General features: G+C 69.2%; 15 protein-coding genes and 1 tRNA gene. 4 read left to right on the top strand and 12 right to left on the bottom strand.

Going from position 1 to position 13274, the window contains the following annotated elements:
• Positions 1 to 3: 3 nt before the first annotated feature.
• The 6 genes from KOI35_RS30080 to KOI35_RS30105 are packed head-to-tail and all read right to left on the bottom strand — an operon-like array spanning position 4 to position 5550.
• Entirely contained in the window at positions 4 to 1536 is a 1533-nt protein-coding gene (locus tag KOI35_RS30080) for a SpoIIE family protein phosphatase (RefSeq protein WP_215791996.1), read from the bottom strand.
• The gene (locus KOI35_RS30085) at positions 1533 to 2873 is read right to left on the bottom strand and encodes a sensor histidine kinase (RefSeq protein ID WP_246613928.1); all 1341 of its coding nucleotides are present in this window, start codon (positions 2871 to 2873) and stop codon (positions 1533 to 1535) included. The genes KOI35_RS30080 and KOI35_RS30085 overlap by 4 nt, the downstream gene beginning before the upstream one ends.
• Positions 2873 to 3901 (bottom strand): SpoIIE family protein phosphatase, encoded by a 1029-nt coding sequence (locus tag KOI35_RS30090; protein WP_215791997.1) that lies wholly within the window; start codon positions 3899 to 3901, stop codon positions 2873 to 2875. The genes KOI35_RS30085 and KOI35_RS30090 overlap by 1 nt, the downstream gene beginning before the upstream one ends.
• Entirely contained in the window at positions 3898 to 4293 is a 396-nt protein-coding gene (locus tag KOI35_RS30095; RefSeq protein WP_438870631.1) for an ATP-binding protein, read from the bottom strand. Before KOI35_RS30095 ends, KOI35_RS30090 begins: the two co-directional genes overlap by 4 nt.
• Positions 4290 to 4709: an STAS domain-containing protein gene (locus KOI35_RS30100; protein WP_215791998.1), complete on the bottom strand. Its 420-nt coding sequence runs from the start codon at positions 4707 to 4709 to the stop codon at positions 4290 to 4292. The genes KOI35_RS30095 and KOI35_RS30100 overlap by 4 nt, the downstream gene beginning before the upstream one ends.
• A 1-nt stretch (position 4710) precedes the next feature.
• On the bottom strand, positions 4711 to 5550 hold the full coding sequence (locus tag KOI35_RS30105; protein WP_215791999.1) for an STAS domain-containing protein: 840 nt from the start codon (positions 5548 to 5550) through the stop codon (positions 4711 to 4713).
• Positions 5551 to 5712: 162 nt separating this feature from the next.
• On the opposite strand from KOI35_RS30105, the gene KOI35_RS30110 reads away from it, so the two are divergent.
• The 3 genes from KOI35_RS30110 (at position 5713) to KOI35_RS30120 (ending at position 6901) form a co-directional block, all read left to right on the top strand.
• Positions 5713 to 6066 carry an STAS domain-containing protein gene (locus KOI35_RS30110; protein WP_215792000.1) on the top strand — a complete coding sequence of 118 codons (354 nt, stop codon included), beginning with the start codon at positions 5713 to 5715 and terminating at the stop codon, positions 6064 to 6066.
• Positions 6067 to 6178: 112 nt separating this feature from the next.
• Entirely contained in the window at positions 6179 to 6616 is a 438-nt protein-coding gene (gene mscL / locus KOI35_RS30115) for a large conductance mechanosensitive channel protein MscL (protein WP_215792056.1), read from the top strand.
• A gap of 51 nt (positions 6617 to 6667) precedes the next feature.
• Complete coding sequence (locus KOI35_RS30120; protein ID WP_215792001.1) at positions 6668 to 6901, top strand: hypothetical protein; 234 nt, start codon at positions 6668 to 6670, stop codon at positions 6899 to 6901.
• 95 nt (positions 6902 to 6996) lie between these two features.
• Here KOI35_RS30120 and KOI35_RS30125 read toward each other — a convergent pair whose 3' ends face one another.
• The 5 genes from KOI35_RS30125 to KOI35_RS30145 all read right to left on the bottom strand — a co-directional run bounded on the left by KOI35_RS30125 (position 6997) and on the right by KOI35_RS30145 (position 11667).
• Positions 6997 to 7812, bottom strand: coding sequence for a zf-HC2 domain-containing protein (locus tag KOI35_RS30125; protein WP_215792002.1), 816 nt, complete (start codon positions 7810 to 7812; stop codon positions 6997 to 6999).
• Between the two features lie 47 nt (positions 7813 to 7859).
• Complete coding sequence (locus tag KOI35_RS30130; protein WP_215792003.1) at positions 7860 to 8516, bottom strand: CGNR zinc finger domain-containing protein; 657 nt, start codon at positions 8514 to 8516, stop codon at positions 7860 to 7862.
• Positions 8517 to 8739: 223 nt separating this feature from the next.
• On the bottom strand, positions 8740 to 10143 hold the full coding sequence (gene sthA / locus KOI35_RS30135; RefSeq protein WP_215792004.1) for a Si-specific NAD(P)(+) transhydrogenase: 1404 nt from the start codon (positions 10141 to 10143) through the stop codon (positions 8740 to 8742).
• Between the two features lie 61 nt (positions 10144 to 10204).
• Positions 10205 to 10612, bottom strand: a complete 408-nt coding sequence (locus tag KOI35_RS30140) for a hypothetical protein (protein WP_215792005.1) — start codon at positions 10610 to 10612, stop codon at positions 10205 to 10207.
• Positions 10613 to 10842: 230 nt separating this feature from the next.
• Positions 10843 to 11667, bottom strand: a complete 825-nt coding sequence (locus tag KOI35_RS30145; protein WP_246614041.1) for a universal stress protein — start codon at positions 11665 to 11667, stop codon at positions 10843 to 10845.
• 139 nt (positions 11668 to 11806) lie between these two features.
• On the opposite strand from KOI35_RS30145, the gene KOI35_RS30150 reads away from it, so the two are divergent.
• A tRNA-Lys gene (locus KOI35_RS30150) sits at positions 11807 to 11878 on the top strand.
• A 477-nt stretch (positions 11879 to 12355) separates the two neighbouring features.
• Here KOI35_RS30150 and KOI35_RS30155 read toward each other — a convergent pair.
• Positions 12356 to 13274 (bottom strand): tetratricopeptide repeat protein (locus KOI35_RS30155; protein WP_215792007.1); only part of this gene is annotated, 919 nt, incomplete at its 5' end.

The following is a 13274-nucleotide window of genomic DNA, read 5'->3' on the forward strand; positions in this document are numbered from 1 at the left end:
GCGTTATCGGCGGCGCAGGGCGACGATCGCGATGTCGTCGGCCTGTTGCCCGGCGCCGCCGAGTTCCACCATGAGGCGACGGCAGTACGCGTCCAGGCTCGGCTCGACCGACCCGGACGCCTCGGCCAGCGCCGCCAGGCCCACGTCGATGTCCGCGTCCCGGCGCTCGACCAGGCCGTCCGTATAGAGCACGAGCGTCCCGCCCGGCGGCAGCACGAACTCGAGGTCGTCGGCCGGGCGGGCCGCGTTGATGCCGAGCAGCGGGCCGTGCGGCGCCAGGAACTGCGTGCCCTCGGCGGTGTGCAGCAGCGGCGGCAGGTGCCCGGCGCTGGCCATCCGCACCTTTCCGGTGGCGGGTTCGAGCGTGAGCAGGCAGATGGTGGCCGAGTCGTCCGGCAGCACGGTTCGCATGAAGTGGTTGACCAGGCCGAGCACCACGCCCGGCGGGTGCCCTTCGACGGCGTACGCGCGAACAGCGTGCCGCACCTCGGCCATGACCGTGGCCGCGTGCAGCGAGTGGCCGGCGACGTCGCCGATGGCCACCAGCAGCCGCCCGTCGAGCATGGTGAGCTCGTAGAAGTCGCCGCCCACCTCGGACTGCGCACCGGCCGGCTCGTAGCGCATGGCCAGCTCGACACCGGGCACGTCGGGCAGGTGCGACTGCAGCAGGCTGCGCTGCAGCGTGACCGCAATCCGATGTTCCTCGTCGTAGGAGCGTTGAGCCTCGACGGCCGCCGCGACTGTCTGGGAGAGCTGCCGCAGCACCGGGAAGCCCGGATTTTGACTGCTGGCGGGCACGGCCACATAGATCGGCGGGCGGTCGTTGCGCAGCCGGGCCGCGGCGACCGCCACCGACTCCCCGTCGGGCCAGGTGACGCCGTCCCAGTCAGCGACATCATCGGTCCGGACCCGCGAGCCGACCTCGACCGTCTCTTCCGGCAACGGCCATTCCCGTACGACCGGAGGTGAGCCCACCGCAGCGATGCCCTCGCCGTCCGCGCCCTCGGCCAGCACCACCACGGGGCCACCGAAGATCTCCTGCGCCCCGATCGCCGCCGCCTGGAGCAGGTCGGGCAACGTGGCCGCGGTGTTGATGGCGAGCGTGGCCTCGGCGAGCCGCACCATGCGGGTGGCCAGCGCCTCGGCTCGCCGGCGGGCCGAGTAGTAGCGCAGCACGGCCTGGGTGGTGGCGATCAGCTCGTCGGGCTCGATCGGCTCGACCAGATAGGCGTCGGCGCCCCGGTTAAGGCCCTGCGTGCGATCGACGACGTCGACCGCGTGCGCCGACACGTGGATGACGGGCAAGGAGCCGTACGCGGAATCGGTCTTGATCCTCTCGCAGACGTCGAAGCCGCTCATGTCGGGCAGCTTGACGTCGAGCACCACCAGGTCGACGTCGGAGCCGGGCAGCATGGTCAGCGCCTCGCCGCCGGTCTCGGCCTGGCGCACCGTGAAGCCGGCCCGGGTCAGCCAACTGACCAGCAGATAGCGCTTGGTCGCGCTGTCGTCGACGACCAGCACGGTGGCCGGGGTCATGACGGCAGCCTCAGGGTGAAGGTGCTCCCCTCGCCGGGGGTGGAGTCGACCCGGAGCACGCCGCCCAGGATGCCGGCCAGCCGGCGGGCGTAGGGCAGACCGAGGCCGGTGCCTTTGCCGTTGAGCGACTTGCTGCCCGGCACCTGATAGAACTCCTCGAAGATTCGTTCGTGCAGCTCGGGCGGGATGCCGGTGCCGGTGTCGGCCACGGTGAACTCGATGTCGTCGTCGACCGCGCGGGCGACCAGCCGCACCTCACCGGCGGCGGTGAACTTGAGCGCGTTGGTGAGCAGGTTGCGCAGCACCCGGGCCAGCAGCACCTCGTCGGAGCGGATCGACGCCACGGCCGGCTCGTCGACCCGGAAGTCGACCTCGGGCCGGGTCGCCAGCGGCCGCAGGGTGCCGCGCAGCTGGCCGAACATGGCCTTGAGGTCGACCTGCTCCCACTGCGGCTCGATCCGGCCGGCCTCGGCCTTGGCCAGGTCGAGCAGGTCGTTGACAAGCGCGAGCAGGTCGCTGGCCGAGCTGCCGATCAGCTCGACCTGACGCCTCTGCTCGGTGGTGAGGGGATCGGAGGAGCCATCGCCGAGCAACCGGCCGAGGCCGATGACCGCGGTGACCGGCGCACGCAGTTCGTGGCTGACGTTGGCCAGGAAGCGGCTCTTGGCCTCGCTCGCCGCGGCCAGCTGCTCCGACTTCTCGTCGAGCTCGGCATAGAGCGCCACCACGCCGCGGTTGGTCTCCTCCAGCTCCTCGGTGAGCTGGTTGTAGAGCGCCATGACACCGCGGTTGGTCTCTTCCAGCTCGGCGTTGAGCCGGGCCAGTTCGTCGCGTTGCGCGCGCACCTCGTCGAGGGCGGCGATGAGCTGCTGATTCTGCACGTTGAGCTCGTCGAGGGGGCTTCCCGGGACGTGGCGGGCCAACCCGGCGCGGATGTCGTCCATCCGTTCCGGGGTCAGCCTCGGCGCACTCGCCGGCAAACGTCGAGCCATCCAGACGACCGTACCGGTCTCACCCTGTTCGACCTCCATCCGATCCACCAGACGGCCCACATGTGCAAGTTCTCCGCGCAGTCGCTCCACGTCACCGGTAGCCGCACGTTCGACCGTCAACCGTAGGGCGGGCTTTACCCCGTTTTCCCACACGGTGAACGTCACGTCGGCATCGGTGCCCTCGGCCAGCACCACGCGGCTCACCTCGCTCAGCCCGGTCGCGATCCGGGTCTGGTCCTGCTGCTCGAGACCGACCGCGCGGGCCACCTCACGAGCGAGCTGGCGCACCACGAAGACGTCCTGCTCCACCCGCAGCCGCATGCGCAACAGGGGCGCGGCGCTCATCACAGCCTGGCCACGACTACACCGGCATCGTCGCGCCGGGTGCCCGCGTCGCGCAACAGGGTCGCCGCGATCACCAAGGGCGAGCCCAGCAGCAGGCCCGGATAGTCGGCCAGGTTCCAGCGGTCGACCACGCCGTCCGAGTGCATCACCACGACATCCTCCGGAGTGATCGGATAGTCGTACTGGCGGATCTGGCGGCGCTGGTGACCGGTGATGCCGGGCAGCGAGATCATGCCGCGCCGGGTGCCCCCGGGCGAGACCACGGTGCCGGAGATGTTGCCCAGTCCGGCGTAGCGGACCAGGCCGGCGTCGGGGTCGAGCTCGGCCACGGCCACGGCCGCGCCACGGGTGTGACTCATCCGGCGGTGCAGATGCTCGAGGACGGTCGCCGGTGGGGCCGCGGGCGCGTCGGTGAACGCGCGGACCGCCTCGTGGGAGGCCGCCGCGGCCAGCCCGCCGTGCCCCAGCCCGTCCGACATCAGCACCTGCCGGCGGCCCTCGGCCTCGCGGACGGCGAAGGCGTCCCCACTGACCGGCTCACCGGTCAACGGACGGGTGATTCCGGCCGCCCGGGCGGGCAACGGGGGTTCGCCCGGCCACACCTGAGCCGCCAGCACAGTGCCTTTTCCCGGTACGGAGTGCAGGTCGCACCACGACGACTGGCGCACGATCGCACCCAGTCCGATGCCCAGGGTGCCCACCGTCGAATGCCCGTCGCCGATCGAGTGCACCAGGTCGGCCATGCCCGGCCCGTGGTCCACGGCGATCAGCTCGACCCCGGCCTGTTCCGGCGTGCGGACCACCCGCAGCAGCAGGACGCCCTGATCGGCGTGCTTGACGAGGTTGCCGGCCATCTCGGCGGCGAGGATGGAGAGGTCGTTGACGCGGCGCTCGGGCAGAACCAGTTCGGCTGCCAGGCGCTCGGCCGTCCGGCGTACGGCGGAGGCCGTGGCGGCTTCCTCCACCCGGAACCAGACTCCCCCGTCGAGAAGCCCCTCGGGTAGCGACGCCACCGCGCCTCCGCTCATCGGCACCACTTGGTCACGGTAATGGTCGTACCCTCGCCTACCGCGGTGACGATGTCGAATTCGTCGACGAGTCGCCGCGCGCCGCTGAGACCGAGCCCCAGCCCGCCGCCCGTCGTGTACCCGTCGGTGAAGGCCAGATCGAGGTCGGCGATGCCCGGCCCATTGTCGGCGAAAACGATCCGGATGCCCTTGCGCCGCCCGTTCTCGGCCGGGCTCACCTCGACCGAGCCGCCCCCGCCGTAGACCAGGGTGTTGCGGGCCAGCTCGCTCGCCGCCGTGACAAGTTTGGTCTGGTCGACCAGCGACAACTTCACCGCCACGGCCAGCGTACGCACGAGCTGGCGGACCCGGACGACGTCCCGGTCGGAGGTGACCTCGATCCGCTCGTTCACGGCGTCGATACCGCGGGCGTATCGGTGCCTTCCACGTCGTCGCCGTCGTCCCCGTCGTCGTCGCCGCGTTCCCGGGCCAGCAGGTCCATGCCGAGCTCGACGTTCAGTGCCGTACGGATGCCGGGCAGCTGCAGGCCCAGCTCGACCAGCGTGATCGCCACGGCCGGGCGCATGCCGACCACGACGGTCTCGGCGTCGAGCACCCGCGAGACCGCGGCGATCGTGGCCAGCGTGCGGCCGACGAACGAGTCGACGATGTCGAGCGCGCTGATGTCGATGATCACACCGTGGCAGCCGGTGGCCACGATGCGGTCGGCGAGGTCTTCCTGCAGCTGCAGGGCGACCTGGTCCTCCATGTCGATCTGGATGGAGACCAGCAGGATGTCACCGATCTTGAGGACCGGTACGCGGTCCACGTCAGCGCGCCTTCCGGCCCGTCTGGGCCAGCACGTAACGCAACGCATCGGCCAGCGAGGACTTGGTCGCGATGTCGCCGAACTCGATGCCCAGGGCCACGATCGTCTGGGCGATCTGGGGGCGGATGCCGGAGATGATGCAGTCGGCGCCCATCAACCGGGCGGCCACCACCGTCTTGAGGATGTGCTGGGCCACCTGGGTGTCGACCGCCGGCACACCGGTGATGTCGATGATCGCGTACGGGGAACCGGTGTCGACCAGCGTCTGCAGCAGCCGCTCCATCACCACCTGGGCGCGGGCCGAGTCGAGCGTGCCGACCAGCGGGACGGCGACCACGCCCTCCCACAGCTTCACCACCGGCGTCGACAGCTCGAGCAGCTGCTCGGTCTGGTCGGCGATGAGTTCCTCGCGTACGCGGACGTAGCTGTCGAAGGTGAACAGCGCCGCCTGGTCGACAAAAGAAGAGAAGGCCACGTAGTCCTTGAGAGTGGCGGCGTCGCTGCTGTAGTCGCCGAGGACGCCGAGCACGGCCTCCTTGAGGGCGAAAACACTGACCGCGGTCTCGGTGGCGCTGAAGCCCTGCCGCGCCCGCGAGGCGGACAACTCCGCGAGCTGAGCCCGCAGCTCGGCCGTGCTCTCGCCGGAGAGATCACGCGCCGCGCCGGCCAAGGCCTGCTGGAAGCCGCGCCGCAGCTCGGCCGTCTGCCGTTGCAGCTCGGCCTGGCTCAGCCGGCCGCGCAACGTGGCCGCCACCTGCTCGGTCCAGGCCGCCACCAGGGCGTCCTGATTCTCCTCGAGCAGAGCGGCGAAGCGGGCCGCCTCATCCACGCTCAGCGTCACCGCTGCCTCCCCTTGTCCTGGCTCCTGCAACTTGTCCCAGCTCCTACAACGGGCGGGACTTTACCATCGCGGACCTTGATACTTGCTGCGAGCCAAATAACCCCCGTTCTGCGCGCCCGGCGTGTCTTGGAGTACCGTTCAGCACATAACTGGAGGTCCTGAATGTCTCTGACGGTACAAACGGAACAGCGCGCCGACATGGTCGTCGTGTCGGTCGCGGGCGAGCTCGACATGGCCACCGCGCCCCAGCTTCAGGACCAGATCAGCGACCTGCTGGAGAAGGGGCGCACCCGTCTGGTCTTCGACCTCGCCGAGGTGTCGTTCTGTGACTCCACCGGCCTCTCGGTCTTCGTCCGGGCCAAGAACAGCACCGACGATGCCGGCGGCACGGTCCGCCTGGCCGCCCCGCAGCGCGGGGTGCTGCGCATCCTCGAGGTGAGCGGGCTGGTCGAGGTGTTGCGCACCTATCCCACGGTCGACGAGGCCGTGAACGCTCAGGAACCCGCGCTCGACTGAGACTTCTGCTCTTTTCGGCTCGTCCCGATCGGCGTAGTTTGTCGCCGACCGGTCGTGGGCACCTGCGGCCGTAAAGATCCCCAGGCGCGCGCAGGAGAGCTTCGTGAACAAGATCTTCCAGGGCTTCAAAGACTTCATCATGCGGGGCAACGTCGTCGACCTCGCGGTCGGCGTCGTGATCGGCGCCGCCTTCACCGGAGTCGTGACCGGATTCACCACCGGCTTCATCAAGCCGCTGATCCAGCTCATGGGCGGCGGCTCGGGCATGGGCGCGGGCACCTTCTCGGTCAACGGCGTGCCGTTCGACTACGCCACCTTCATCAACTCGCTGATCACGTTCCTGATCACCGCCGCGGTGCTCTACTTCTTCGTCGTGCTGCCGCTGAACATCCTGGCCGAGCGTCGCCGCCGCGGCGAGGAGCCGCCGCCGAAGGCCCCCTCCGAAGACATCGTGCTGCTCACCCAGATCCGCGACGCGCTGGTCGCCCAGTCGCAGACCCGCGGTTACGGCGACACTCCGGGCCGTCACCAGCAGGAACCGCCTCGCTGATTGTCGGCCCCGCTCGGCGACGATCGAACAGATGTTCGATACGCTGCCGGGATGGAGCAGCGTAAGCACTGGTGGAACGGCAAATGGGGCCGCGTCGCCCGCAAGGACATCTACTTGCGGGTGAGCGGCGACCAGTGGTATGTGGAGCAGCGCGCGGGCGGGGCCGAGGGTGTCTCGGCCTTCTTCGAGTACGACAGCGAAGAGGCAGCCCTCGACACGGTCCGGGCCCTGCTCTCGGCTCCGGGGGATTGGCGGGAGCTTTCCGTACGCCCTCCGTCCCGCTGACCCCCTCCGCCTGCCCTTTTCTACGCACGCTCCTCGAAGATCACACCCACCCGTCGTGACTCAGCCGCACCGCTCGTCGTGGCGCTTGTCGCGGGTCAGGCCGCGTGCCGCTCGTCGTGGTGGGCGGTCATCGGGCCGGGCGGCACCAGCCGCAGGCCGGGCCGGACGGCGGACGTGGTCGCCGGCTCGTCCTCCTCGGTCTCGCCGAAAGCGGCCCGCCAGGCCCCGCCGCTCGAACGCGCCCCCGGCGGGGTGCTGACGAAGCCGCCCGGGATCCGCGAGAGCGCGACGATCAGCAGATATCCCAGGATGACGAACCCGTGACTGATCAGCCGGGTGGCGTCGACCCGGGCCGCGGTCAGGTCGTTGACCGAGAGCAGCAGCAACATCCCGACGAAGGCCGTGAGCATGGGCACCAGCCCCGACGGGCGGGTCCGCCGCAGCGCGATGAAGAGATAGCCGGCGCCGACCGCCACGTTCCACGCGGCCGACTCGTGCCAGAGGTGACCCGGCGTCGCGTCGAGCCCGGTGTGCACGTGAGCCCCGACTACGCCGCCGCCGATCTGGTTGAGCCCGAGGATGAGTTGCACCGCCCCGACCACAGCCAGCGCCACGGTCAGCACGATCGCCACCGGAAAGCGGCGCAGCCGACCTCGCCAGCCCTCAGCACGATCCCCGACGCCGGGCAACACAGCGTCGCGCGTCGGCAGCGCGGCCAGGATCGCCGCGGTCAGGTCGGGCGGGGCGGTCATGCTCGTGCTGGTCAGCCGGTTGACCGACGCCGCACGATCCAGCCATTCCCGACATCCAGCACATTCCGCCAGATGCGCGTCGACCGCGGGCCGCTCGGCCGGGTCGTCCTCCCCGTCCAGCTGCGCCGAAAGCATCTCGCGCCACCGCTCACAAGCCATGCCCAATAGTCGCTCGGACCAGGCCGAGAGTTCCCATCCGGCCCGGATCAGACGAGGCCGGCGGGCCGAATCAGGTTGGGCGGCCCCTGCACGGTCGGCCGCGGCGGCAACGCCCCGCTGCCACCCATCAACCGTCGCCGCTCGCGGAAGGCCCGCAGATTGGCCGTATTGCCGCAGGTGCTGACGTCATGCCACACGCCGCTGTTGTTGCGCGACGTGTCGAAGAAGGCGGCCCGGCAGTCCGGGTTGTTGCACAGCTTGAGCCGCGGCCAGATCCCCGCCTGCTGGGCCAGCAGCGCCTCGGCCCACAGCGCCGACGCCAGCCAGCGCGTGCCCCGCCCGGTCGGCACGATGCGCACCCAGCCGTCGGCGTCGGGCACCAGGCTCACCGGCACGTCGGCCGGCGGCAATGAACCGTCGGGCCCACGATGGCCACCCGCCAGGATCACGTTTTCGAAGGTGCTGCGCAGCCGCCGCAGCGACCGCAGGTCGGACGACGAGATCAGCAGCGTCGGCGCCGGCAGTCCGGACACCAGCGACCAGGTGGCGAGCGCCTCGGTCAGCCATAGCTGGGCATCGTCGGCCGCGAGCAGCAGGTCACTCCCGTACGCCAGCGGCGCCCGGGTGTTCAGCAGCTCCTGAAGAAGCGCCAATCCGGCGGGCGCCTCCCGTACGCCGTGCCGTGCGCTGGCCAACCATGACATAGCCGAAGCGTACTTGATTCTTTTTCATCGCCCCGCCCACCTCGGCTTTGGTTCCCCTTAAGAGATCAGATTTCCATCGTTGTGGGGTGGCCCACTTGTGCCGATTCGCCACAGTGCGGACACGAGCCGAGGGGCGGGTAACGAAAATTTCTCAGTAATGATCGTCTCAAAAGGCGAGAGGGGGCGACGCATTGACGCATGCGGTCGCCCCCGTCGTCACTGCTCAGCCGTCGATTCGGGTGATGTTCCGGATCTTGTTGGCGGCATCGAGGGCGGCCACCTTGTACGCCTCCGACAGCGTCGGGTAGTTGAAGACCGCGTCGACCAGGTAGTCGACCGTGCCCCCGCAGCCCATCACGGCCTGCCCGATGTGGACGATCTCGGTGGCGCTGGTGCCGAAGACGTGCACACCGAGCAACTTGCCGTCCTCGGGCGCGACCAGCAGCTTGAGCATGCCGTAGGAGTCGCCGACGATCTGCCCGCGGGCCAGTTCCCGATAGCGCGCGATGCCCACCTCGAACGGCGTCGAGCTCTCTGTCAGCTCGTCCTCGGTGGCGCCCACGAAGCTGATCTCGGGGATCGTGTAGATGCCGATCGGCTGCAGCCGGTGCATCTCGCGGGCCGGCTCGCCACAGGCGTGGTGCGCGGCCAGGCGTCCCTGCTCCATCGAGGTCGAGGCCAGCGCCGGGAAGCCGATCACGTCGCCCACGGCATAGATGTTGTCGACCGCCGTACGGTAATTGCTGTCGACCTCGATGCGGCCGCGCCGGTCGGCCTGCAGTCCGGCCGCCTCCAGCGCCAGGTCGTCGGTCTGACCCTGGCGGCCGGCCGAATACATCACTGTGTCGGCGACGATCTTTTTGCCGCTCTTGAGAATGCAGAGCGCGGCCGTCTGGTGACGCTCGACCGCGGCCACCTCTTCGCCGAAACGGAACGTCACGCTGAGGTCGCGCAGATGGTATTTCAGCGACTCGATGATCTCGTCATCGCAGAAGTCGAGCATTTTCTCGCGACGCTCGACGACGGTGACCTTGGTGCCGAGCGCGGCGAACATCGACGCGTACTCCATGCCGATGACCCCGGCGCCGACCACGACCATGCTGCGGGGCACCGCCTGCAGGTTGATCACGCCGTCCGAGTCGACGATCGTCCGGTCGTCGAAGTCGACACTGTCGGGCCGGGCGGGACGCGTACCCGCCGCAATAATGATCTTGTCCGCGCTGACCTTGGTCTCGCGTCCACTACCGCTGTCGATGTACACCGAGTGCGCGTCGGCGAACCGGCCGGTGCCCGTGATCATGGTGATCTTGTTACGGGTGAGCTGGTTCCGGATGACGTCGGTCTGCCGGGTGATCACGTGCTGGGTGCGGGCACCCAGGTCGCTGACGGTGATCTCTTCCTTGACCCGGTAGTTGCTTCCGTACATATCGCGCTGACTGAAGCCGGTCAGATAGACGACCGCCTCCCGCAGCGTCTTCGACGGCACGGTGCCCGTGTTGATGCACACGCCGCCGATCATGTCCCGCCGGTCGACGATGCCGACCCGGCGCCCGAGCTTGGAGGCAGCGATGGCGGCCTTCTGACCGCTGGGACCTGACCCCAGCACCAACAGGTCGTAGTCATACACATTGCTTAGCGTCGCAGTGCCGGGGCTTCCGGTCCACCGAGTCCGATTCTTTTTTCATAGGCTATTTACCTCCAGCCACACAGACCCCTTCCGCCGTACGCCGTGGGGCCGGCACCGTGGCTACCGGGGCGAATGCCGGCGGCCAGGCGGTCCCGTAGAGCTCGGCACACAACACGACGCTCATCCACGGCACCCACGGTCCGCTCAGCACCAGCGGCACGTCCCGCCCACGCACCTCGAGCGCCACCGACCACGGCATGGCACCCGGCCGGATCGCCGTGATCGCCCAGAGCGGAATCTCGTCCCCCACGATCAGCCGCAGGTTGGTGACGACCGCGATCCGGCGCTCGCCGCCGTTCACGGTCACCGGCAGCCACCCGTACTGCTTCTCGGCCGCCCGCAGCTCGATGGTCGGAGCCACCGCCGCCGGACGGCCGCCGCGCCGGACGAGCGCGGTCAACATCGTCATAGAGCGGAATCCCGCCGACAGCTGCTCGGCGTCAAACTCGGTCACGCGAATCCCCACTCCCGTTCGAGCCGCGGTCTGCGACCCGACGAAAATCCTGGACCCCCCACGCCCGACCGAACAGTGCCGACATGCCCGTTTCGCACGTTCATCCCGCGCTTCTACCGGACCCGGCTAATCCTTCAGGGTGCAACCTTTCCCGTACGGCTGTTCTTTCAGTCCACAGCCCTTCATCAGTCCACAGCCCTGATGACCGCCACAGGGCAGCCCGAGTCGCGAATCAGCGCCTGACTCGTCGACCCGAGCAGCAAACCCGCCAGTTGCCCGCGCCCACGAGAGCCGACGATCACCAGGGCCGCACCGGAGGTCTCATGGGTGACCGCCGACTCGGCGGGCCCTTCGACCAGGCGCTCATAGGCCGCCACGGTCGGAAACGCCGACCGCCACGGCACGAGCGCATCGGAAAGCAGCCGCTTGGCCGCCGCCGCCCACTCTTCCCAGCCATCCGCCGCGGCCGACGCCAGCGTGCCGGCCCCCGTCGGCACCAGCGGCTGCTGCCACGCATGCACCGCGAACAGCGCACACTCACGACGCTCAGCTTCCCGAAAGGCGTACGCCAAAGCAGGTTCGTTGGACCGCGACCCGTCCACCGCGACAACAAGCGGCCCCACCGGATCCGAATCCCCCCGCACCACGATCACCGGACAAACAGCGTCAGCCACCACCCGTACGGCAACCGACCCGGTCAACGCAGCCGCGAACCGCCCGCGCTCACTCTCCCCCAGCACCAGCAGCCCGGCCTCCCGGGACGCCCCGACCAGCGCCGCAACCGCATCCCCCGGCACCTCGTAAGCCGAAAAGTCGAGCCCCGACCCCGCCTCCATCACCGCGGCGTTCAAGACACGCTCGCTGACCGCCACCGGCTCGGCGGTGCCGGCCGCGTAGATCAGCCGCAGCGGAGCCCCCACCTCACGCGCATGCCGAGCCCCCCACCGCACGGCCGCGCCCGAGCTCTCAGACCCGTCAACCCCAACCACTACCGGCCTACGAACATCCATGCCAATGTTCTGCACGACCCACGTGGCAGCCCCCACTCAGCCACATGACAGTTCCAAAACATCCACCCTGATCAGCCAAAACCCCGCCACGGCGAATACCGTACGACTCCGCGGAAGGGCACAGGTACTCTATGATCGCGGGCCGCTAGCTCAATGGCAGAGCTGAGGACTTTTAATCCTTAGGTTCGGGGTTCGAGTCCCCGGCGGCCCACCCATGCCAACCCCGGGGGCGACCCCCGGGAACCCCACGGTGCGGTGGCCGCGGTCAACTGCTCCGCTGACGCCCGCGTCGGGCTTGCGTCCTCCGGCCGGGCAAAGCCGTCGTCCTCGATGCTGCACTGTCCAGCAGCTATCAGCCCAACGGCCGACAATCTGGTCGGTTAGCGCGGCCAGAGGAGATCAGACCACGACTCTCCCGCAGATGAAATCTGAGTGACCAATGCCTGATCGGCGGCGTGAGGTCCTCTTCGACTCCTGTCCGGCGACCATGACGACAACCCGTGGGCGGTCGCCAGCAGCTGCTAGTTGGCCAGCGAGCGTCGATAGCAGCAATTCAGGGCGGCTTCCGATCCAGCTGATCCAACTGCGCGACACTTGGCCCTGTCCAGCTCGGATTCGAAGTCGACCGTCGGGATGTCGCTGCAGATCGATAACGACGAACTATGTCAACCGGCTCGCGCTCGTCATGTCACGCAACGTCGCCACCCTCACCTTCCCACTGCGAGCCAATTCGGTCGAGAAGCTCATCGAGCGTGTCCCGGGACTGCTCGTCGAGGGTGGTGGCGGCTGCGTGGTGGAAGGCTTGCTCGCCGAGGGTGGTGCGGAGCTGGGCGAGTGCGGTGAGGTCGGTCCGGGCGTCGGGTACTTGCAGGTCGAGGCGGATGGCCAGGGCGGTGCAGTGCAGGGGTACGGCTTGTTCGGGGCGTCCGGTGGCGGTGTGCAGGATGCCGAGCTGACTGGTCGTGCGGGCGGTGCCGGCCCGGTCGCCGAGGTCCCCTTTGATGGTCAGGGATTGCTGGTAGCGGCGTTCCGCCTCGGCATAGTCCCCCCGGTCCTGGGCGAGCATGCCGAGCTGGTGATAGGTGCTGGCGGTGCCGACCCGATCCCCGAGGTCCTCGGCGATAGCCAGGGATTGCTGGTAGCGGCGTTCCGCCTCGGCATAGTCCCCCCGGTCCTGGGCGAGCATGCCGAGCTGGTGATAGCTGCCGGCGGTGCCGGCCCGATCCCCGAGCTCCTCGACGATGGTCAGGGATTGCTGGTAGCGGCGTTCGGCCTCGGCCAGATCGCCCGTCAGGTAGGCGAGGTTGCCGAGCTGGTGGTAGCTGCGGGCGGTGCCGGCCCGGTCCCCGAGGTCCTCGAGGATGGTCAGGGATTGCTGGTAGCGGCGTTCGGCCTCGGCATAGTCCCCCCGGTTCTGGGCGAGCATGCCGAGCTGGTGGTAACTGCGGGCGGTGCCGGCCCGGTCCCCGAGGTCCTCTTTGATGGTCAGGGATTGCTGGTAGCGGCGTTCGGCCTCGGCCAGATCGCCCGTCAGGTAGGCGAGGTTGCCGAGCTGGTGGTAGCTGCGGGCGGTGCCGGCCCGGTCCCCGAGGTCCTCGAGGATGGTC

Source organism: Paractinoplanes bogorensis, from assembly GCF_018829635.1.
Taxonomy (GTDB): Bacteria; Actinomycetota; Actinomycetes; order Mycobacteriales; family Micromonosporaceae; genus Actinoplanes; species Actinoplanes bogorensis.

Coding starts and splice junctions, on each gene's coding strand:
- KOI35_RS30120 (WP_215792001.1), top strand. CDS start 6,668: ATGGAGCAGCGTAAGCACTGGTGGAACGGCAAATGGGGCCGCGTCGCC.
- KOI35_RS30125 (WP_215792002.1), bottom strand. CDS start 7,812: ATGGCTTGTGAGCGGTGGCGCGAGATGCTTTCGGCGCAGCTGGACGGG.
- KOI35_RS30080 (WP_215791996.1), bottom strand. CDS start 1,536: ATGACCCCGGCCACCGTGCTGGTCGTCGACGACAGCGCGACCAAGCGC.
- KOI35_RS30140 (WP_215792005.1), bottom strand. CDS start 10,612: ATGACGATGTTGACCGCGCTCGTCCGGCGCGGCGGCCGTCCGGCGGCG.
- KOI35_RS30110 (WP_215792000.1), top strand. CDS start 5,713: ATGTCTCTGACGGTACAAACGGAACAGCGCGCCGACATGGTCGTCGTG.
- KOI35_RS30145 (WP_246614041.1), bottom strand. CDS start 11,667: ATGGATGTTCGTAGGCCGGTAGTGGTTGGGGTTGACGGGTCTGAGAGC.
- KOI35_RS30085 (WP_246613928.1), bottom strand. CDS start 2,873: ATGAGCGCCGCGCCCCTGTTGCGCATGCGGCTGCGGGTGGAGCAGGAC.
- KOI35_RS30130 (WP_215792003.1), bottom strand. CDS start 8,516: ATGTCATGGTTGGCCAGCGCACGGCACGGCGTACGGGAGGCGCCCGCC.
- KOI35_RS30090 (WP_215791997.1), bottom strand. CDS start 3,901: ATGAGCGGAGGCGCGGTGGCGTCGCTACCCGAGGGGCTTCTCGACGGG.